This is a genomic window from Tepidibacillus decaturensis (genome assembly GCF_001561915.1).
In the GTDB taxonomy this organism is placed as follows: Bacteria; Bacillota; Bacilli; order Tepidibacillales; family Tepidibacillaceae; genus Tepidibacillus_B; species Tepidibacillus_B infernus.
The window spans coordinates 1,703,425-1,723,996 of record NZ_LSKU01000001.1; the positions used below are offsets into that span (position 1 = coordinate 1,703,425).

Annotated in this window: 17 protein-coding genes and 1 other annotated feature; of the genes, 4 read left to right on the plus strand and 13 right to left on the minus strand. The window is 37.6% G+C overall.

Features of this window, described 5'->3' with window-relative positions; translation table 11 throughout:
- Positions 1-10 precede the first annotated feature (10 nt).
- The 9 genes from U473_RS08105 to U473_RS08145 form a co-directional block, all read right to left on the minus strand.
- A complete protein-coding gene (locus U473_RS08105) occupies positions 11-598 on the minus strand; it encodes a TetR/AcrR family transcriptional regulator (RefSeq protein WP_068725173.1) in 588 nt (195 codons plus the stop codon).
- 165 nt (positions 599-763) lie between these two features.
- Entirely contained in the window at positions 764-2,464 is a 1,701-nt protein-coding gene (locus tag U473_RS08110) for a long-chain-fatty-acid--CoA ligase (protein ID WP_068725176.1), read from the minus strand.
- Between the two features lie 153 nt (positions 2,465-2,617).
- Entirely contained in the window at positions 2,618-3,229 is a 612-nt protein-coding gene (locus tag U473_RS08115) for an anthranilate synthase component II (protein ID WP_068725178.1), read from the minus strand.
- Positions 3,226-4,017: a tryptophan synthase subunit alpha gene (gene trpA, locus U473_RS08120; RefSeq protein WP_068725180.1), complete on the minus strand. Its 792-nt coding sequence runs from the start codon at positions 4,015-4,017 to the stop codon at positions 3,226-3,228. The genes U473_RS08115 and trpA overlap by 4 nt, the downstream gene beginning before the upstream one ends.
- The gene (trpB, locus tag U473_RS08125) at positions 4,014-5,225 is read right to left on the minus strand and encodes a tryptophan synthase subunit beta (RefSeq protein ID WP_068725182.1); all 1,212 of its coding nucleotides are present in this window, start codon (positions 5,223-5,225) and stop codon (positions 4,014-4,016) included. The genes trpA and trpB overlap by 4 nt, the downstream gene beginning before the upstream one ends.
- Positions 5,222-5,833: a phosphoribosylanthranilate isomerase gene (locus U473_RS08130; RefSeq protein WP_082732443.1), complete on the minus strand. Its 612-nt coding sequence runs from the start codon at positions 5,831-5,833 to the stop codon at positions 5,222-5,224. The genes trpB and U473_RS08130 overlap by 4 nt, the downstream gene beginning before the upstream one ends.
- Positions 5,830-6,621, minus strand: coding sequence for an indole-3-glycerol phosphate synthase TrpC (trpC, locus tag U473_RS08135; RefSeq protein ID WP_068725184.1), 792 nt, complete (start codon positions 6,619-6,621; stop codon positions 5,830-5,832). The genes U473_RS08130 and trpC overlap by 4 nt, the downstream gene beginning before the upstream one ends.
- The gene (gene trpD, locus U473_RS08140) at positions 6,618-7,640 is read right to left on the minus strand and encodes an anthranilate phosphoribosyltransferase (protein ID WP_068725186.1); all 1,023 of its coding nucleotides are present in this window, start codon (positions 7,638-7,640) and stop codon (positions 6,618-6,620) included. Before trpD ends, trpC begins: the two co-directional genes overlap by 4 nt.
- A 16-nt stretch (positions 7,641-7,656) precedes the next feature.
- Positions 7,657-9,177 (minus strand): anthranilate synthase component I family protein, encoded by a 1,521-nt coding sequence (locus U473_RS08145; RefSeq protein WP_068725188.1) that lies wholly within the window; start codon positions 9,175-9,177, stop codon positions 7,657-7,659.
- A 556-nt stretch (positions 9,178-9,733) separates the two neighbouring features.
- Here U473_RS08145 and scfA point away from each other — a divergent pair.
- Both scfA and scfB read left to right on the plus strand, forming a co-directional pair.
- Positions 9,734-9,886 carry a six-cysteine ranthipeptide SCIFF gene (gene scfA, locus U473_RS08150; protein ID WP_068725191.1) on the plus strand — a complete coding sequence of 51 codons (153 nt, stop codon included), beginning with the start codon at positions 9,734-9,736 and terminating at the stop codon, positions 9,884-9,886.
- Between the two features lie 187 nt (positions 9,887-10,073).
- Positions 10,074-11,327 (plus strand): thioether cross-link-forming SCIFF peptide maturase, encoded by a 1,254-nt coding sequence (scfB, locus tag U473_RS08155; RefSeq protein WP_268807456.1) that lies wholly within the window; start codon positions 10,074-10,076, stop codon positions 11,325-11,327.
- A 38-nt stretch (positions 11,328-11,365) separates the two neighbouring features.
- Here scfB and U473_RS08160 read toward each other — a convergent pair whose 3' ends face one another.
- Complete coding sequence (locus U473_RS08160) at positions 11,366-12,097, minus strand: pseudouridine synthase (protein WP_068725193.1); 732 nt, start codon at positions 12,095-12,097, stop codon at positions 11,366-11,368.
- Positions 12,098-12,397: 300 nt separating this feature from the next.
- Here U473_RS08160 and rpsD point away from each other — a divergent pair, with 300 nt between their 5' ends.
- Positions 12,398-12,997: a 30S ribosomal protein S4 gene (gene rpsD, locus U473_RS08165; RefSeq protein WP_068725195.1), complete on the plus strand. Its 600-nt coding sequence runs from the start codon at positions 12,398-12,400 to the stop codon at positions 12,995-12,997.
- A 100-nt stretch (positions 12,998-13,097) separates the two neighbouring features.
- Here the strand turns inward: rpsD and tyrS are convergent, their stop codons facing one another.
- Positions 13,098-14,354: a tyrosine--tRNA ligase gene (gene tyrS, locus U473_RS08170; RefSeq protein ID WP_082732444.1), complete on the minus strand. Its 1,257-nt coding sequence runs from the start codon at positions 14,352-14,354 to the stop codon at positions 13,098-13,100.
- Positions 14,355-14,492: 138 nt separating this feature from the next.
- Positions 14,493-14,776 (minus strand) — a binding site (T-box leader).
- Positions 14,777-14,911: 135 nt separating this feature from the next.
- Here tyrS and U473_RS08175 point away from each other — a divergent pair.
- Positions 14,912-17,941, plus strand: a complete 3,030-nt coding sequence (locus tag U473_RS08175; protein WP_068725198.1) for a PBP1A family penicillin-binding protein — start codon at positions 14,912-14,914, stop codon at positions 17,939-17,941.
- A 271-nt stretch (positions 17,942-18,212) separates the two neighbouring features.
- Here U473_RS08175 and ccpA read toward each other — a convergent pair whose 3' ends face one another.
- Complete coding sequence (ccpA, locus tag U473_RS08180; RefSeq protein WP_068725201.1) at positions 18,213-19,211, minus strand: catabolite control protein A; 999 nt, start codon at positions 19,209-19,211, stop codon at positions 18,213-18,215.
- A gap of 295 nt (positions 19,212-19,506) precedes the next feature.
- On the minus strand, positions 19,507-20,572 hold a 1,066-nt coding region (locus U473_RS08185), incomplete at its 5' end, for a bifunctional 3-deoxy-7-phosphoheptulonate synthase/chorismate mutase (RefSeq protein ID WP_082732446.1).

The following is a 20,572-nucleotide window of genomic DNA, read 5'->3' on the forward strand; positions in this document are numbered from 1 at the left end:
CCACTCCTTTTTATTTGCATTTCAGTGCATTCATTAATAAGAAAAATACTGGCTGTACCAATGAAAGCAAATCATATTTCATTTCTTTCATCACCCAAGATGTCACTGTTTCATCAATCGTCCCAAAGATCATTTGCCGCATCACTCGAATATCTAACTGCTGATGAAATTTTCCTTCATCAATTCCTTGGCGGATCAAGTCTTCTATCAGTTGGTGATAAATTTTGAGTGTAGCTCCAATTAATTTCCGAATATCTCGGTTGGATTGCCTTAACTCAATTTGTGTGACTATCGCAAGGTCTTGATCCATTGCCAATTGTTTAAAATGCATATAAATTAACTGATAGAGCTTTTGCTCCACGGTATCGACTAACTCGATTTGATGTTTAACCTTCTCAACGAATCGAGTCATTTTTAAGCGAAATAAAGAGATAAGAAGGTCATCCTTACTTTCAAAGTATAAATAGATCGTCCCGTCTGCTACTTGAGCTTCACGTGCAATCTTTGTCACTTGTGCATTGTGATAGCCATGTTCAGCTATTACTTTGACCGCCGCATCAATAATCGCATGATATTTATCTCCAGCTTTTTTCACCATAATCCTGTTCCCCTTTATACTGAATGATGATTCATTCATGTATAGTTATAGAATAACGTTAAATGAACGAAAAATCAATATATTTTAAATATTCAGAAAATTTTAGGGACAAATAGACATTTTTTTACGTTATCGTTCATATACTGTTATTTTAGTTACGATCAACTAACTCACCTTATCCTGATCTATTTTTTTCTTTTCCTCGTCAACGAGTGCTCGTCGTAATATTTTTCCTACCATGGTTTTTGGAAGTTCCGTTCTGAATTCATACGCTCTCGGAATTTTATATGCAGCTAAGCGTTCCCGACAAAACACATCCAACTCTTTTTCTGTGATTGTTACTCCCTGTTTTAGAACGATAAATGCTTTAACTGTTTCACCGCGATACGGGTCAGGAATCCCTATAACAACTGCTTCTTGAACGGCCTCATGTTCGTATAGAACTTCCTCAACCTCTCGAGGATAAATGTTGTACCCACCTGCAATGATCATATCTTTCTTCCGATCTACAATGTAAAAGTACCCCTCGTCATCCATTGTTGCCATATCTCCAGTTAGTAACCAACCATTTAAAAATACTTTTGTCGTCTCTTCTGGACGATTCCAATATCCTTTCATTACAACTGGGCCTTTGATAGCCAATTCTCCAATCCCTCCGTGTTCTACATCTTCAGCTGTAACTGGATCGACAATTTTGGCGTCAATGTCTGGCCATGGCAAACCAATACTTCCTGTTTTTCGCTTCTGCCAAATTGGATTGGCATGGGTTACAGGCGAGGTTTCGGTTAAACCATACCCTTCAACCAATCTTGCTCCTGTTAATTTCTCGAATTTTTCCTGCACTTCTAAAGGTAATGGAGCAGAGCCACTAATGCAAGCATTGATGGATGAGAGATCATATTGTTTGACATTTGGATGGTTGAGAAGAGCGATATACATGGTAGGAGCACCCGGGAAAAAGGTGGGCTTTTCTCTTTGAATCGTCTCCAAAATTTCCTCTGCTTTGAAACGTGGAAGTAGGATCATGGTAGAAGCCAAGTGAATACTTAAATTCATAACAGAAGTCATTCCAAACACATGAAAAAAAGGTAACACACCTAAAATTCTTTCCTGTCCTTTCTTTGCCTGATACAACCAATGAGTTTCCTGGACCACATTCGCAACCAGATTATAATGTGTAAGCATGACTCCTTTTGCTACCCCTGTTGTTCCCCCTGTATATTGTAAAAGAGCAATATCTTCTTTGGGGTCAATCGAGACACGGATTGGAAATACCGGCTGACTTTTGAGTAATTTAGAAAAGAAACAAACACCATCTTGTTTGGGAATCGGCACATACTGTCCTTCTTTTTTTAACTTCAAATTATAGAGTAGGTTCTTGGGGAAAGGTAAATAATCTTTAATGCTCGTAACAATAATGGTCTTGAGGAACGTTTTGGATCGAATGTTCATCACTTTTGGGTATAATAAGTCCAGAGTCACAATCGTTTCAGAACCTGAATCCACCAGTTGATGTTCTAATTCTCGCTCGGTATACATGGGATTATTTTGAACCACGATGGCACCTAGTAATAACGCTCCATAATAGGAAATGACGGATTGTGGGGAATTAGGGAGTAAAAGGGATATACGATCCCCCTTCTTAATTCCTAATTGCTTTAACCCATGAGCAAATTTGTATACATCATTCATTAATTCATTGTATTTCATCGTTTTGCCCATGAAAGAAATGGCGTCGTGATTAGGAAAGTCCTTTGCAGATTGAACTAGCAAATCCGTAACAGGAATCTCTGGATATGCGATACTTGCCGGAACTTCTTTTGGATAGGAAGATAACCAAACTTTATTAAATTCATCCTTGTTCATCTTTTCCCTCCTCAATATATTTTTAATGTGTATCTCTATTGTATATAATTTTCAGAAGATTTTGAATATTTTTTTAAATTTTCTATTTTATTTTTAATAAAAAAAGGTAGGCGATAAACAACCTACCTACACTTAAAATAGAACCCGTACTTTTTAAGCGTACCTTTTTCCCTTTTTATTGCTGGCTTTATGTTCTCCTTTATAATACTGGATAAAATTTTGCAAAATTTGCCTTCCGTAAGGGGTTAAGATGGATTCGGGATGAAATTGTACTCCTTCAATTGGATACTCCTTATGGCGAATGGCCATGATCTCTCCTTCTTCTGTTACTGCTGTAACTTCGATTTCTTCAGGCAAAGACTCTCGATCAACTACCCAGGAATGATATCTCCCTGCTTCAAATAGTTCTGGAACTTGAGTAAAAATTTTTTGATGATTATGGGAAATGGTTGATGTTTTCCCATGCATCAATCGTTCAGCTAACTTTATTTCTCCTCCAAAGGCTTTCGCAATTGCTTGGTGTCCTAAACATACCCCTAATGTAGGAACTTCTGTCCCTAATTGTTTAATCACTTCTAAGCTAATCCCGGCATCCTCAGGAATCCCAGGCCCTGGTGAGATAAGAATAAAGTCAGGATTTAATTTACGTATCTCTTCTACTGTGGCTTGGTCATTACGGATGACGTAGCATGTTTCTCCTAGATCTTCAACCAATTGCACTAGATTATAGGTAAAGGAATCATAATTATCAATCACTACGATCATTGAAGAACCTCCCTCAAGTAAAGACGGAGTTCTTCGATCAATTGCTTTTCAAATTGCTTTGAGATTGCTTCGTCCTGCAAAATATTTTCTCTTGTTAGTAATCGTTGTTCGATCTCTGTAATTGCTCGAATCAATGCACTTCCTATCACAAAGCCATCTAGATTTTCAGCTAAAGGCTCAAGTTGAGACTTTTCCTTAATGCCAAAGCCAAGCACGATAGGAACCTTAGCCACATTTTTTACTTCATTAATTAATGTCGCGATTTCTTGATGAAAGGTTGAACGTTCACCTGTCACACCTAAGGAAGAGACAATGTAAATAAATCCTTCTGCTTGCTCGGCAATTTGTCTGATTCTTCCTTTAGAAGTAGGGGCAATCAACGAGATGATTGGAATCTTGTATGGTTGTAAAGCTTCTTTCAAAGCACCGTTTTCTTCTAAGGGTAAATCTGGGACAAGAATCCCATTAAAGCCACTTTCAGATAATCTTCTGGCCAATCGGTCTAAGCCCATTTGCAATAGGGGGTTATAATAGGTAAACAAAACTAAAGGAACTTGAAGCCCTTCTTTTCTTACCTCGCTAACTAGCTCTAAAGTTCTTTCTAAATTCATGCCTTGGTCAATCGCTCTAAGAGAAGATTGTTGAATGACTGGCCCATCTGCTAAGGGATCAGAATAAGGAACACCGATCTCAATCATCTCAGCTCCTTCTTCCTGCAACAAAAATAGAATTTTCTTGAATAATGACTCTGTTGGAAAACCTGCAGTAATAAAAGGAATAAACTTCATTCGACTCCCTCCCCTGTAAAGAACTGATGGATCGTGTTCATGTCTTTATCTCCTCTTCCAGAGAGATTGACAAGAATAATATTCTCTTTTTTCAGGGTAGGAGCTAGTTTGATTGCTTGAGCCAAGGCATGTGCTGACTCAATCGCAGGAATAATTCCTTCCTCTTGACTTAATCGCTTTAACGCATTCATGGCTTCTTCATCAGTAATCGTGGTATAGGTAGCTCTTCCACTGGAATGTAGATAAGCATGTTCTGGCCCAACCCCTGGATAGTCTAATCCTGCTGAGATAGAATAGGCTGGTTGAATCATCCCGTGATTATCTTGAAGTAAGTAGGTATAGGCTCCATGAATAATCCCTGGTTTGCCTTTGGTTAAGGTTGCTGCATGCTCTGAATCGAGGCCTTTTCCTGCCGCCTCTACACCTACAAGCTGTACTTGCTGATCTTGGATAAAGGGATGGAAGATACCAATCGCGTTACTTCCCCCGCCAACGCTAGCGATCACCACATCAGGCAAACGACCCTCTTGGTCAAGCATTTGTTGACGTGCTTCAATTCCAATCACCTTTTGAAAATCTCTTACCATCGTTGGATAAGGATGAGGACCGACAACAGAACCAATTAAATAATGAGTGTCCTCTACATGGGCAGCCCAATACCGAATCGCTTCATTGGTTGCATCTTTCAATGTTCCTCGGCCACTATGAACGGGAACGACTTCTGCCCCTAACAACTGCATTCGAAACACATTTAACTTTTGTCGTTCAATATCTTCTGCTCCCATAAAAACTTTGCATTCTAAGCCAAGCCTAGCAGCGATCGTTGCCGATGCGACTCCATGTTGGCCTGCACCAGTTTCAGCGATGATTTTTGTTTTTCCCATCCGTTTTGCTAGTAATCCTTGACCAATCGCATTATTAATTTTATGTGCACCCGTGTGGTTCAGATCCTCACGCTTAAGATAGATTTTGGCTCCACCTAAAGATTCACTCAGTTTATCTGCATAATAAAGTAAAGTTGGCCGTCCTGCATACATCTTCACCCATGTTAAATATTCTTCTTTGAACGCTTCGTCCTCCCGAATTTCTTGATATGTGGCTTCTAATTCTTTTACCGCATGCATCAAGGTTTCTGGGATATAAGTCCCACCAAATTCTCCAAACCTTCCATTATCCAGTTCAACAGTCCATTCCTTTGGATTGATCATTTTCTAGCCTCCTCTAAAACCTCTACAATCTTTTCCAAGGATTTTAATCCTTCTACCTCTACTCCACTGGATAGATCAACACCATCAATCGAATATGGTTTAAGTTGCTTTAGATCATTTGCTGTTACTCCACCAGCAACCAGAATAGGCAACTTGATTTTCTCCCAAGTTTCTTTGTGAACTCCCCAATCGAATTTGGTTCCAGTACCGCCACGATTCGCTCCTGCTGTATCAAAGATAAAACCATCTACCACATCAAGATAAGGTTGGTAGGGAAGATGAAGCTCTTCTCCTTCTACGGAAAGGACTTTCCAAATCTGCTTTCCAGTCATATCTTTGATAAGTTGGCAATAGTTAGCTGTTTCGTCTCCATGTAATTGAATGATATCTACTGGAGCTTCAACGATTTGTTCTATACTTGGATTTACAAATACGCCAACCGTTTTAACAAAATTTGGAATATGCATTTTCCATTGTTTAACTTGTTCAGCACTGACTTGTCGCCTACTTTTCGTAAAAACAAAACCGATATAATCTGGCCAAATCTGCCTTTCCTTTAATTCAACCAGGGTTTCTTCTTGAAAAATACCACAGATTTTCACTTTCATCTTTTTCCCACCAACTCGTATATCGCTTCAACTTGGTTAGCCGCTTTTACGATCCTTTCGCCAACTAATACCCCTTTAATTCCTAAATTGCTTAGAGTTTCTACTTGTTCATGAGAATGAATTCCGCTTTCGCTGATCAACAACGTTTCCTTTGGAAGTTGACCCAACAACTGATGAGTATGTTGGATTGAAGTATTAAAGGTCGTTAAATCACGATTATTGATGCCGATCATTTCAGGAGTAAAATCTTTAAGCACTTTTTGAATATCGTCTTGATCGTGAACTTCTGTTAACACTTCTAATCCGAGTTCTTTTGCTTGAAGATAAAGTTCTTGGTATTGACTTGGTTCTAAAATCGCCGCGATTAGTAAAATTACGCTTGCCCCATATCCTTTGGCCTCATCTACTTGGTAGGGGTCAATGATAAAATCCTTCCTTAATAAAGGAATCGTTTCCGTTAATTCTCGTATTTGTAAGAGGTGATTGATACTCCCTTGAAAAAATTCCTGATCCGTTAAAATGGAGATTCCCTCAACTTTCGCCTCTTTATACTTCTTAAAGAGAACCGTTGGTTGGTAATCTTCCATCAAAACCCCTTTTGAAGGAGAAGCTTTTTTCATCTCGGCGATGATCCCAACAGGTCTTGGTGTTTCAATTAGACTTTTTCTTAAAGAACAGGTGGATGCATGATAATAAGGCAAAGACCTTAGTTCAGATTGACTGATTCGTTGTTTACTTTCAGCGATGATTTCTTTCTTTTTGGATACGATGCGATCTAAGATATTCATGAAACATGATCCACCTTCTTTGAGAACCTTTGTAGCTTAAGGATCTTTTGATAGACTTTACCTGTATCTACTAGTTCTTTTGCCAGTTCAATTCCTTCCGCAATACTTTTTGCTTTTCCGGTGACATAAAAACTAGCTCCAGCATTGATCAAAATAAAATCGCGCTTTGGACCTTTTTTCCCTTGGAAAATATCTAATAAATCTTTTGCATTTTCTTGGGGGGTATCTCCTCGTAGATCAGATAATGAAGATCTAGTAAAACCAAATTGTTCAGGAGTTACAAAGTAAGTTTGGATTTCCCCATCTCTCAATTCTGTCACCTTGGTTTCGTTCGTCATCGTGATTTCATCCATTCCGTCAAGGCCAGATACGACAATTGCTCTTTTTACCCCAAGGCCTTGTAACACTTTTGCAATTGGTTCTGTCAAGTTAGGATGATAGACGCCCATCACTTGATGATCTGCTTTTAAAGGGTTGCTTAATGGCCCAAGGACATTAAACACGGTTCGAATTCCTAGCTCTTTTCTAGAAACGGCTGCATGCTTCATTCCTTGATGAAAGATTGGGGCATATAAAAACGCAATATTTTCTTCATTTAATAGTTGTTCTAGATCTTCAGGGGATTGTTGAATAGGAATATCCATTGCTTCAAGAACGTCGGCACTGCCACTTTTCCCTGAAACGGCACGATTTCCATGTTTGGCAACTTTAATTCCACCAGAAGCTGCAATCAATGCGGCTGCAGTCGATACGTTGATCGTACCGCTGCCATCTCCTCCTGTTCCACAGGTGTCAAGTAAGGGACCATTGATCTGAAATGGGGTCTTAACCTGCTCCCTCATCGCTTCAACCATCCCGATAATCTCTTCTGTTGTTTCTCCTAATACCTTTAGTCCAACCATAAAAGCGGTCACTTGGTGGGGAGGTACGTTCCCTAAAATGATTTCCTCCATAAACTGTTTACTCTCTTCTCTTGTCAAATGGTTACCAGCTAACAATTTTTCTAATATCTTTCTCATCTCTACTAATCTCCTCTCAACTTAAACTCTCTGAAATCTCAATCGCTTTTAACATCGCCTTTGCCTTATTCATGGATTCCATATATTCGTTAAGCGGTACAGAGTCGGCGACAATCCCTGCACCTGCTTGCACATAGGCGGTTTCTTCTTTAAAAAAGATCGAACGAATCGTAATACAAGTATCCAAATTTCCATTAAAGGCAAGCGCTGCTACCGCACCAGCATAAGGACCTCGCTCGATTGGTTCTAGTTCAGCAATTAGTTCCATCGCTCTTACTTTTGGTGCCCCCGAAACCGTTCCTGCTGGGAAAACCGCTTTTAATACATCAAATGCAGATTTCTCTTCCTTTTGTTGGCCTATCACTTTTGAAACAATATGCATGACATGAGAATAACGTTCAATTTTCATCTTTTCTGCCACAATGACAGAGCCTGGTTTACTTACTTTGCCGATATCGTTTCTTGCTAAATCTATCAACATTACATGTTCTGCTCGTTCCTTCTCATCGGCCAAAAGCTCCTGCTCTAAAGCGAGATCTTCCTGCTCTGTCTTTCCTCTTGGCCTTGTGCCGGCAATGGGGAATGTAGAAATTTCCTCGTTGAACACTTTGACCAGTGTTTCAGGTGAGGCACCAACAATCGTTTCATGATTCATTTGCAAATAAAACATATAGGGAGAAGGGTTGATTTGCCGCAATACTTGATAAACGATTGCTGGATGTACTTTTGTCTTCGTGATCAATTTTTGCGAAAGAACCGCTTGGAAAATCTCCCCTTTAAGAATATTTTTCTTAATCGTTTCTACTGCTGCCATAAATTGATCGGGCAAAAAAGGTTGTTCAAAGTTTTTCCTTATTTCAGGTAAATCATGAAGTGGGATGGGTTTCTGTAAACACTGCTCTATACGTTCTTGCCAAAATTGAGCTCGCTGTTTCAGATATTCAATAGCTCGCAAATATTTGTCTTTCTTTTGTTCTTCTGTATCTTCCGTTTCAATCATTACGTTATAAAACAGTTGTAATTCTTTTTCCGCATGGTCATAAACGAGTAACTCTTTAACAAAAGCTAGATGGATTTCTGAAAATAGGGAAGGCTTCTGATTAGCATTTTCTATTCTTTCAAGCCTTTTGATAAATTCATAGGAAAAATATCCGATTCCCCCGCCTGTAAAAGGTGGGTATCCTAAAATTCTAGGTGAACGGTATCTCTTGCTAATATTTTCAATCCCACTTACTGGATTATCAATAATCTTTTCATATAGGCCATTTGTTTTTAACTGTTGAAACTCATCAGGATCGGCCTCGATCTTCACTTGATTGTCCTCTACTTGAATCACTAAAAAAGGTTGGTCAGCAAAATAGGTGAATCGACCCCTTTCCTTGCCATGTTCACCACTTTCTAATAACAAAGAATAAGGGTAATCTTGGCTAAGCTTAAATAAATCAAGTTGAAACCATTCAAAAGAACCCAATGAATTTTTTAATGGGATGACAGAATAATGAGTAGCTAATTCTAAAAAATGTTCTAGGGGTAACATTGTGATACGCTCCTCTCTTGTACCTGTTTAGAAGGATGATTTCCTTCTTGCAAGAAGAGGAGTGAGGAATAGGAATAAGAAGTAAAAAATAGAAAAAACTAGGAATACTCCTAGTAGTAAGCATACTTACCCTAAGCAATTCCTCCACTCAACTTTTCTCTTCTTAACTAAACTCTTCTCTCTACTCAACTAAACTCATACTTAGGATTTCATTTTTGATAAACAAAATCGTTTAATTTAACAATAATCTTACTTTACTCTAAACTTGTCTGTCAAGGAAAGATGCAAAAAAACACAATTTTATTATTTTCTGCAACCATGTTGATGAGTTGTATGATAAGTTGTTCAATTCTATTGATTTTCTCCTCCAACTTTAGTCACCTCTATACATACAGTCTAACATTATAAAAAAATTGGGACAATATTCAATTTATATTAGAAAACCGAAAATTCTAACAATCTAATTTCAAATTGAAAATGTTGATATTTTACTTTACGAAAATGTAATTTATGGTAAAATATAATAGTCAAATTGCTTTATGAGGGGGGAAGAAACATGAAACACATCAAAGTTTTATCTCGCAATCGTCTACAAGATACTATGTTATCTGGAACTTGTAGTAAATGTTCTGCTTCTTGCCAATCAGCATGTAAAACCTCTATCACTGTAGGTAATACAATTTGTTATGCTAAGATTGAAATGAAGTAGATAGAAGATTGCTCCCTTCGGGAGCCGTTTTTTTTGAGAGGAGAGCAAAAATGATAAAGGGACAAGTACATGTATTCACTTATAAAAATTATAATATTGTCCTTGATGTAAACAGTAATTCTTTATTCACGATAGATGAATTAGCAAAAAAATAATTGAGTTATATCCTTCTTTTTCATTAATTGAAATAAAAGCAAAATTAGAGAATGAATATGATGAAAATAAAATTTATGAAGCATATGAGGAAATAGAAGAGCTTATTCGGGAAGGTATTTTATATTCTGAAGGCGTTACTCCAAACGAAGAGTATAACCCGGAAGAATTTGAAATGAAATCAATGTGTCTGCATGTATCACATGACTGTAATTTAAGGTGTAAATATTGTTTCGCCGGAACTGGCCCGTACGGACAAAAAAGAACTCTTATGTCAGCAGAGACGGGTAAAAAAGCAATTGATTTTTTGGTTGCTCAGGCTAAGTATACGACTCATTTTGAAATAGATTTTTTTGGCGGGGAGCCTTTAATGAATTTCCCTGTTATTAAAAAAATTGTGGCCTATGCGAGGGAAAAGGAAAAGCAGATAGGGAAGACATTTGAATTTTCTTTGACAACTAATGGTGTCGATTTAAATGAAGAAGTTGAAGAATTCGTCGCACAGGAAAACATAAATCTGATCTTAAGCATTGACGGACGCAAAGAGGTTAATGACCGGATGAGGCCAATGGCAGATGGTGCGGGGTCCTACCAAACCATTGTCAATAATTTTTTGCGTGTAAATTCGAAGCGTTATGGTTCTGCTGATAACCGTTACGGCAAAGGCATCTATACTTATTTTCGCGGAACATTTACCAGTGAGAATTTAGATTTCTCCAATGATGTTTTACATCTGTCTGATCTTGGTTTTAAAAGGATTTCTGTCGAACCAGTTATTTTGCCGGAGAATCGAAAATACGCTATAACAAAGGAACATTTACCTGAACTGTTTAAGCAATATGATATTTTAACTGATGCGTATCTTGAAAGGAAAAGTACTGATAAGGAATTTCATTTTCATCACTTTGAAGTAGATATGGAAGAAGGTCCTTGTTTTTCTAAACGTGTAACAGGATGTGGTGCCGGTTATCAGTATATGGCGATCACACCGGAAGGAGATATCTATCCTTGCCACCAATTTGTAGGTAAAAAGGAAACGAAAATCGGTAATCTTGAAGAAGGTTTTACGAATAAAAAACTAATGAATCAGTTTAGAAATACAAATATTTATACAAAACCTGAATGCAAAACCTGTTGGGCCCGTCATTTGTGTGGCGGTGGCTGTCATGTTAATGCTTATGGTTTTAATAATGATTTAAGTAAGCCCTATGCAGTTGGCTGTGCATTAACAAAAAAACGTTTTGAAAATGCACTTTATCTAAAGGTATTGGAATTGGAAAAGGAATAAAACTAAAGGAAGTCCATTAAAGGCTTCCTTTTTGAATACTAAGTAAGAAGGTGAATTATCCCTATCTCTTCTTCTGTCAATTCACGATATTCTCCAGGTTCTAATGTTTCATCCAAAAGGAGTGAGCCCATTGAGAGCCTTTTTAAAAAGATAACCTTTTTGCCAATGGCTTCAAACATTCGCTTAACCTGATGGAATTTTCCTTCATATATGGTTAATTCAATTTCAGACTGATGTCCTGACTGAAGAATCTTAAGTTCTGCCGGCAAGGTTAGATAGCCATCATCAAGATAGACCCCTTTGTGGAAGGCTTTTTGGTCTTCCTCTGTCACCACTCCTTGAATCATGGCAAAATAGGTTTTGGGAACATGCTTTTTTGGAGACAAAAGCTGATGAGCCAATTGACCATCATTGGTTAGTAGAAGAAGTCCTTCAGTATCTTTGTCTAATCTTCCTACGGGGAAAGGATCAAATACCGCGTGCATCGGTTCTAGAAGATCGATTACGGTTTCTGTAAAATGATCCTCAGTTGCTGAAAGAACCCCTTGTGGCTTATTCATCATCAAATAAATGAATTCTCGATATTTAACAACTTCATCATCAACAATGATTTGATCAAGGGTTGGAGTGACTTGCATTCCTGAGTCTTTTGCATAAGCCCCATTTACAGTAACTCTCTTTTCTTTGATCATTTTTTTGATTTGTTTGCGAGTCCCAAATCCCATATGGGCTAATATTTTATCTAAACGTTGTCTTTCTTTTCCGGACATGTTCTCACCTCACTTATCCTTTTCAATCCACCATCTTATCATATTTTCTTCCAGCGCCGAAGAGATATTGACATTGTCCTTAGAAAAGTTATATTATATAAGTTGTGATTATGGGTAGCTTTATCATTTAAATGGTAAAAAGGACGTGAACACCCTCGCTCTTTTTGTGCTTATAAGACGCGGCTGATTTATTCTTATAAGTCATAAATTGTTGCTATCCCGCAATTTATGTAAAACAAATAGAGCACGTCATATTAGACCATCCTAAAATATTTATTTTGAGAGGGGTTATTGTTTAATATGGCACGTTATACAGGACCAAAACACAAATTAAGTCGTCGTGTAGGAATTTCATTAAGTGGTACAGGTAAGGAGATGAAGCGTCCTTATCCTCCAGGTCAACATGGACCAGGCCAACGTAAAAAATTAAGCGAATATGGTTTACAGTTAAATGAAAAGCAAAAGCTTCGTTTTATGTATGGCTTAAACGAAAAGCAATTTGCTAACCTTTTCGAAAAAGCAAACAAAATGTCTGGCGTTGTTGGTGAAAACTTCATGGTTCTTCTTGAAACTCGCTTAGACAATCTTGTTTATCGTATGGGATTATCTCATACTCGTCAAGGTGCTCGTCAATTAGTCAACCATGGACATATCACTGTAAATGGTAAAAAGGTTGATATTCCTTCCTACCATGTGCAAATTGGTGATGTGATTGGCGTTCGTGAAAGAAGTCGTAATTTAACTGTTATTAAAGAAGCTTTAGAAGATCGTAACTATCTTCCAGATTACGTCACATTTGACGATAAAGCAATGGAAGGTAAATTAATTCGCTTACCAGAGCGTTCTGAATTGCCACAAGAAATTAACGAAAAACTTATCGTTGAGTACTACTCAAGATAGGATGAACGAAAAGCATCCATTGGAGAAATCCTTTGGATGCTTTTTATTTTTAAATAACTAAACTTCATGGTTGAAACCCATTAGTGATGGGCTTCTTCATCTAATTGAGCTTGATTTTTGCAAATTTACGTTTTCCTACTTGAATAATCATTCCGTCTTCAACAATCACTTCATAATCAACATCTTCAACTTTTTCTCCATTGATCTTAACGGCGCCTTGCTGGATCATGCGACGCCCTTCGCCATTCGATGGAACTAATCCCAAATCTACCAGCAATTTAACAACCCAAATTTTTCCATCCCCCAATTTGCTTTGGTCTATTTCAGTAACAGGGATATCCTCAGGAATGTCTCTTTTTTGGAAAACCGTTTTAAAATGGTGTTCAGCTTCCTTGGCTGCTTCTTCTCCATGATACATTCGGACAAGCGTATAGGCCATCTTCATTTTTGCATCTCTTGGATGAATCGTTCCTTCCTCTAATCCTTCCACCATGGCTTGAATTTCTTCATGTGGGAGATCGGTTACTAACTTATAATATTTGACCATTAACTCATCAGGAATGGACATGGCTTTCCCATAGATTTGATTTGGCTCTTCATTGATACCAATATAGTTTCCTAAACTCTTACTCATTTTTTGAACACCATCAAGTCCTTCAATTAATGGTAACATTAACACTGCTTGTTGAGCTTGTCCGTATTCTTTTTGTAATTGTCTGCCCATTAAAAGGTTAAATTTCTGGTCAGTTCCCCCTAATTCAACATCTGTTTTTAGAGCAACGGAATCATAACCTTGCATCAGAGGGTAGAAAAATTCATGGACACTGATCGCTTGGTTGTTATTAAATCTTTTTTCAAAATCGTCACGTTCTAACATTCTTGCTACTGTTGTTTTTGCAGCTAATTGTACAACCTCAGCAAATGTTAATGGAGCTAACCAAGTACTATTATAATGAACCTCTGTTTTAGCTGGATTTAACACTTTAAATAGTTGCTCGATATAGGTCTTAGCATTTGCTTTTACTTGTTCAGGTGTCAATTGTTTCCTTGTTTCTGATTTACCAGTAGGATCGCCAATTTGTCCGGTAAAATCGCCAATAACTAATTGAACAATATGGCCTAAATCTTGAAATTGTCTTAACTTCTGTAATGGCACCGTATGACCAATATGAATGTCTGGTGCAGAAGGATCTAATCCTAATTTTACTTTTAAAGGGTTCTTTTTGATAATCGCCTTTGCTAATTTCTGCTTGAACTCATCTTCAGGGATGATTTCAACAGCCCCACGGCTAAGAATCTCCCATTGTCTTTGTAATTCTTGTTCCTGTTCCTTTGTTAATTCAAATTCATTTGTCATCGTGTCAACCTCCATTTTTATGATAAACCACACAAGTGTCGATATCCTTCGAGGCCTATTACGATTACTATTATGAGGCCCCATTATAATTGTGAAAAGAAAGTTATACTTTTTGATAAAAAAACCACATCCCATCTAGCTAGGGACGTGGTTTAGACGCGTTACCACCCTACTTAAAAAAACAGGAAAATTAATGCCCACAAATGTGATGCCCTCCTTAAAAGCTATTCTAATTACTTTTGTGGGGTCTGTCTTCTTCACTTCATTGCATAACGGGATTCCCGGAAAAGACGATTTTTCAGCTTCGTCTATTCAGCTCTTGTAGGGTAATTCGGTTTGATAATAATGTACCGATTTTCACCAACCACCGGCTCTCTAAAAAGCAGTCATTACCACCTACTAACTACAATCATCGCGATTTCTTATTCATTTTAATTGTATTTTCAATTCAACTCTTCTTTTATCATATTATACTAGCAATGTCAATGCAGATGATTGAAAATGTACTTATCATTCTTATTTATGCTATAATACCTTTATTAAGGGGGAATTATTTTATGACATCATCTCATTCGCCCAATAAATCAAAGAGAACAAATGGGCTTCGACCAAGGAATTTATTAAAGTTTATATTAATAGTAATCTTTTTAGGATTCTTTTTGGGTGCAGGGACTGCCACAGGTTTTGTTGCCGCACTTGTAAAAGATGAACCAGTTCGGAGTGCTGAGGAAATACGCAAACAGGTATTTAAAAACACGGAAACTGGTTTTGCATACTTCTCTAATCAAGACAAGAATGGTACCTTTGAACTGATCGGTGCTTTTAGAAATGATGAAGATCGTCGGTTTGTAAAATTTGAGGAGATTTCACCAAACGTAAAAAATGCTTTTCTTGCGGTAGAAGACCGTGCTTTTTATGATCATCATGGTGTTAATTTTAAGGCTTTCACACGTGCCGTTCTTCAACAGATTTTTCAAAGTGATGTTCAAACGGGTGGAAGTACAATTACTCAACAATTAGCCAAAAATACGTTCTTTTCTTTAGAAAAAAGCTATCAAAGAAAGGCAAAGGAAATCTTTCTGGCCTTAAGAATGGAACGAGTGATGCCAAAAGATGATATCTTCACCGCCTACTTAAATAAAATCCCGTTTGGTAAAGCTGCTAATTTAAATAATGTCTATGGAATTCAAGCAGCTGCAAAAGGATATTTTAACAAAAATGCGAGTGAACTTAATCTAGCCGAAGCTGCTTATTTAGCTGGAATCCCCCAACGCCCTACTGCATATTCTGCATTTAATAGCAAGGGGTTTGATGAGGAAGGCTACAATTTGGCAAAGAAACGTCAGGAATTAGTACTTAAGAGTATGCTGGAGGAAAAATTTATTTCTCAGCAGGAATATGAAGAAGCCCTTAGATTTGACATTAAGGCTGCTTTTGATACCTCCACTAAAAAAGCGTATAGTAAATATCCCTACTTAATCTTAGAGGTGGAAAACCAAGCAGCTGAAAAGTTTGTTGAAGCGCAAGGGATTACGCCAGATGCTAAAGAGTATAGCGAAGCATTAGAAAATGCCAAACAAGAGATTTTAAGTGGTGGTTACAAAGTTTACACGACCATAGATCATAAAATCTATGAAGCGATGAATAATGTGGCAAAAGACCCTAAGAATTTTCCAAATCCAATCTCCTATAACTTCTCTTTAGGAGATGGAAAAACGAAACACCTTGAAAATGAAGATATCCAAATCGGTGCTACACTCATTCATAATAAGACAGGAGCTATCTTAGGTTTTATTGGTGGACGCGATTATAATGTTTCTGCTGTCAACCATTCTAATTTTAGAGGAACGACAAAAAGACAACCCGGTTCATCGATTAAACCATTGTTGGATTATGGTCCAGCTCTTGAATTAGGTAAGGTTCAGCCAGCAACTCCAATTGATGATATCCCATTAGGTGGAAAATGGGAGCCAGACAATTGGAACAGCAAATATAATGGCCGTATAACGGCTAGACATGCATTAAATCAATCATTTAATATTCCTGCCATAAAGGTATATAAAATGGTTGGCCCAGAAAATGGCTACGAATTTTTAAGTAAACTTGGTTTTCAATTAAATAAAAAAAGATTCCTTGAAGCTGGTTTGACTCCAGCGATTGGTACGATTGAATCATCACCAGAAGTGATGGCTAGTGCTTACTCAACCTTTGCCAATGGCGGTACCCATCTTGACTCTTACATGATTGAACGGATTGTGGATCGTGATGGCAATGTGGTCTATGAACACAAAGCAAAACCTGAAGTCGTCTTTAGCGAACAAACTTCCTATTTAATTACGGATATGTTAAGAACCGTTATTAAGGATGGAACAGCAAAAACGATTTTGAGATATATTGGCAGTCGAGATGTTGCTGGTAAAACAGGAACAACGAATGACACAAAAGACTTATGGTTTGTGGGTTACACACCTGAAATTACTTTAAGTGTATGGACAGGTTACGATTATCCAACAACCATTAGATCTGGTAATATTGCTAAAACATCTTGGGGTAAGATTATAACAGAAATTTTTAAAGCTGACCCAGAATTATCTCCTGCAAATGCAAAATTTGAACGTCCAGGTGGATTAATTCAAATGCAGGTATCTAGTACTTCTGGAAAGTTACCATCTGACTTGACAAAAGAAGCTGGCTATTTAGTCACTGACTGGTTTAATAAAAAATTCATTCCAACAGAGATTGATGATTCTTTAGAAAAAGCGAGAGTGGTTGAATTTAACGGTAAACGTTATTTGGCTAAAGATGAAACGCCTGATGACATGGTGGATACAGGAATCTTCTTTAAACGAGAGCCTTATGTTATCCCACCTGGAAAACCAAAGCCATTAGATGTTGATAAAGAATTACCAACTGAGTCTGACCCAAGGGAATCTGCAGGGCAACCTGCTCCACCTTCATCGCCTAGCATCACAACCCAAGGAAATAAAAATACGATCTCTTGGGAAAAGAATCTAAGTAATAGTGTGGTGGGATACAGAATCTATCGTGCTTCTGCTTCAGATTTAGGCTTTACAAAAGTTGGTGTCGTGAAGCAAACAGATCTAAAAGCAGGAAGGTATTCCTTTACAGATCAAGGAGCAAATAATGGGCCTTTTGCTTATTACATTACAACAGTTGATGTTGCAAATAATGAATCTAACCCTTCAGCAATCGTGGGCAATACGAGCCTACCCATTGGACTAGATGAACCTCAAGATCAAGGAAACCAAGATGGAACATCAAATGAACCACCTGCTGCGACTATACCAAAACGGCCAAAAGGGGTCTCTGGTGAGCGAAGTGCATCTGGATTACAAGTCACCTTAACCTGGGCTGCAAATCCTGCAGAAGATCAGGTACTTAATTACAATGTTTACTTTAGTGATGTAGAAGGTGGCAAATACCAATTGATTGGAACAACAGAAGGCACCACTTTCGTTCATCCATCTGTTCCACTAGGTGATGCTTATTACCGTGTAACAGCAACGAATGAAAATGGTGAATCTGAACCATCTAAAGTAGTCAAAATCCCAGTGAAAAATCAATAATATAAAAAAAGGTTTGTATATTCCATCGCTCTCCGTCATCCGTGCCCTTCTATGAATAAAGATTACGGAGAGAAGGGCACTTCTAAAGGCACACAAAGTGTACAAGTCGTGCTACACAGCTAAAGCTGCTAGTCACGCTATGTCGCAGCTTATGGAAAATACAAACCCTTAAATGACAAATGGAAGAAAGTTATACTTTCTTAATCTTTTAAAAAAAACAACCTATGATGGTTTATCCATTATAGGTTGTTTTTTGTATTGAACAAGTTCGCTACTTCGTTGACTGTCTATTGATCAATTGATGTTGTAAAATGACAAACTGATCTGTGATTGGTTCCTCATTCATATGTTTCGTTAAAAATCTCATTGCAACTGCTCCAATATCATATTGAGGTTGAGCAACTGTAGAAAGTAATGGCCTTACCATTGATGAAATCGGTATATTATCAAATCCTCTTACTTCAATATCCTGCGGTACTTGAAGTCCATTATCTTGAATAGCATGAATCGCAGCCACAGCCATTTCATCACTAGCGGCAAAGAGAGCTGTTGGTTTTTCTGCTAAGGAAAGAAAGTCGTTCATTGCTTCCAGACCAGATTCATAATGATAATCCCCTACGCGAACATATTGTTCATCAAATGGTATATTCGCTTCTTCTAAAGCCGCCTTATATCCGTTAAATCGATCTAATCCAGTTAAAGGATCAGTCAGTGGCCCAGTAATGATGGCAATTTTACGATGTCCACCCTGAATAAAGGCGTTGACAGCGTCCTTTGCTGCTTGGAAATGGTCAATATCTACAGATGGAAACATTTTGCTAGGGTCTTTGGTAGCTGCTAGTACAATTGGAACGGTTGAGGTTTTAAAAATCTCTAAATGATCATTTGTCACTTCTGCTCCCATAAACAACAAGCCATCCACTTGTTTCTCCAATAAGGTATTGATTAGACTTAACTCCTTCTCCACCTTTTTATCTGAACTGGATAAAATAATATTATAGTGATACATACTTGCAATATCTTCTATTCCTCGAACAACTTCGGCAAAAAAAGCATTAGAAATATCTGGGATTACGATGCCGACCGTTGTTGTTTTCTTGCTCGCTAATCCCCTTGCTACTGCATTTGGACGATAACCTAACCTTTCAATGGTTTCTAATACTTTTTTTCTTGTGCTTGGTTTTACATTAGGGTTCCCATTAACGACCCTTGAAACCGTAGCCATTGATACTCCAGATTCTCTGGCTACATCATAAATAGTTACTGGCATTTCAATCTCTCCGTTCGACTAATTTATTTTCATTAATTTTCATCATTTAATGTTAATTATTCTACGTCAAAAAAGCAATTCCTACAATCTTTTCATATATTTTCCCCAATTTAATACCATAACCATACAAAATAGCCCACAAAAGTGACGACCTCCTTCGAAGTGTATTCCGATTACTTTTACGGGGTCCCATTATATTCATAACAAGAAAGTTATGCTTTCTTTAGTATTAAAAAAAGAAACGCTAACCTTAGTGGTAACGTTTCATTATGAGCTACTTTTTAATCACAAAATTCTATAATAATTGGGAACCCTTTAAAGCAGTCATCAATTCGTTAAATTGATCTAAATTGAGTTGTTGATTTGCATCGGATAACGCAACAGCTGGATCAGGATGAACCTCCACCATAATACCATCAGCCCCAGCAGCTAAAGCTGCTTTTGCTATAGGAATCGCAATATCTTTACGTCCAGCAGAATGACTAATATCTACTAACACTGGTAAGTGGCTTTCTTGTTTTAAAATGGGAACAGCGAGGATATCCAAGGTATTTCGTGTCCACTTCTCATAGGTACGAATACCACGTTCTACTAAAATCACTTGATTATTTCCCCTTGAAACAATGTATTCGGCTGCAAATAAAAATTCCTCGATCGTCGCTGCCAAACCTCTTTTTAGTAAAACCGGAGTTTTAACTTGGCCAGCTGCTTTAAGTAATTCGAAGTTTTGCATGTTTCGTGCACCAAGTTGAATCACGTCCACATATTGGGTAGCCATTTCAATATCAGCAGGGTTAACAATTTCACTAACCACCTTTAGCCCATACCGATCTGCTACTTTCCTCAATATTTTAAGTCCTTCAATACCCAATCCTTGGAAATCGTAAGGGGAAGTTCTTGGTTTAAATGCGCCACCACGAATCAGTTTTATTCCCTGTTCAGCTAATCCTTTTGCAACAGTATCTACTTGTTCTTCGGTCTCAACTGAACATGGACCTGCAATCATCACTGGCTTTCTTCCAACTTCCACATCCCCAACCTTTACGATCGTGTCCTCAGGATGACGTTTTCTACTAACTAACAACTGTTTATTTTTATCCTCTTCTTGTAACTCAAGAGAAGCTTTGAAGATTTCTTTAAATAAATGTCTAACTACATTGTCATCAAATGGGCCATGATTATGAGCTACAATTTTATCAAGCATTTCTCTCTCTCTAACAGGATCGAAACGCTTTGTACCTTGTTTCTCTTTAAGATGACCTATTTCCTGAACGATCTCAGCTCTTTCATTGATTAACTGCAACATCTGCAAGTTAATTTCATCTAATCTCAATCTTAACTCATCTAACTCTTGATTACTC

Coding starts and splice junctions, on each gene's coding strand:
- U473_RS08110 (WP_068725176.1), bottom strand. CDS start 2,464: ATGAACAAGGATGAATTTAATAAAGTTTGGTTATCTTCCTATCCAAAA.
- trpD (WP_068725186.1), bottom strand. CDS start 7,640: ATGAGAAAGATATTAGAAAAATTGTTAGCTGGTAACCATTTGACAAGA.
- tyrS (WP_082732444.1), bottom strand. CDS start 14,354: ATGACAAATGAATTTGAATTAACAAAGGAACAGGAACAAGAATTACAA.
- U473_RS08145 (WP_068725188.1), bottom strand. CDS start 9,177: ATGTTACCCCTAGAACATTTTTTAGAATTAGCTACTCATTATTCTGTC.
- ccpA (WP_068725201.1), bottom strand. CDS start 19,211: ATGCCAGTAACTATTTATGATGTAGCCAGAGAATCTGGAGTATCAATG.
- scfA (WP_068725191.1), top strand. CDS start 9,734: ATGAAACACATCAAAGTTTTATCTCGCAATCGTCTACAAGATACTATG.
- rpsD (WP_068725195.1), top strand. CDS start 12,398: ATGGCACGTTATACAGGACCAAAACACAAATTAAGTCGTCGTGTAGGA.
- U473_RS08175 (WP_068725198.1), top strand. CDS start 14,912: ATGACATCATCTCATTCGCCCAATAAATCAAAGAGAACAAATGGGCTT.
- trpB (WP_068725182.1), bottom strand. CDS start 5,225: ATGATCAATCCAAAGGAATGGACTGTTGAACTGGATAATGGAAGGTTT.
- U473_RS08130 (WP_082732443.1), bottom strand. CDS start 5,833: ATGAAAGTGAAAATCTGTGGTATTTTTCAAGAAGAAACCCTGGTTGAA.
- U473_RS08115 (WP_068725178.1), bottom strand. CDS start 3,229: ATGATCGTAGTGATTGATAATTATGATTCCTTTACCTATAATCTAGTG.
- trpA (WP_068725180.1), bottom strand. CDS start 4,017: ATGAAGTTTATTCCTTTTATTACTGCAGGTTTTCCAACAGAGTCATTA.
- U473_RS08105 (WP_068725173.1), bottom strand. CDS start 598: ATGGTGAAAAAAGCTGGAGATAAATATCATGCGATTATTGATGCGGCG.
- U473_RS08160 (WP_068725193.1), bottom strand. CDS start 12,097: ATGTCCGGAAAAGAAAGACAACGTTTAGATAAAATATTAGCCCATATG.
- trpC (WP_068725184.1), bottom strand. CDS start 6,621: ATGAATATCTTAGATCGCATCGTATCCAAAAAGAAAGAAATCATCGCT.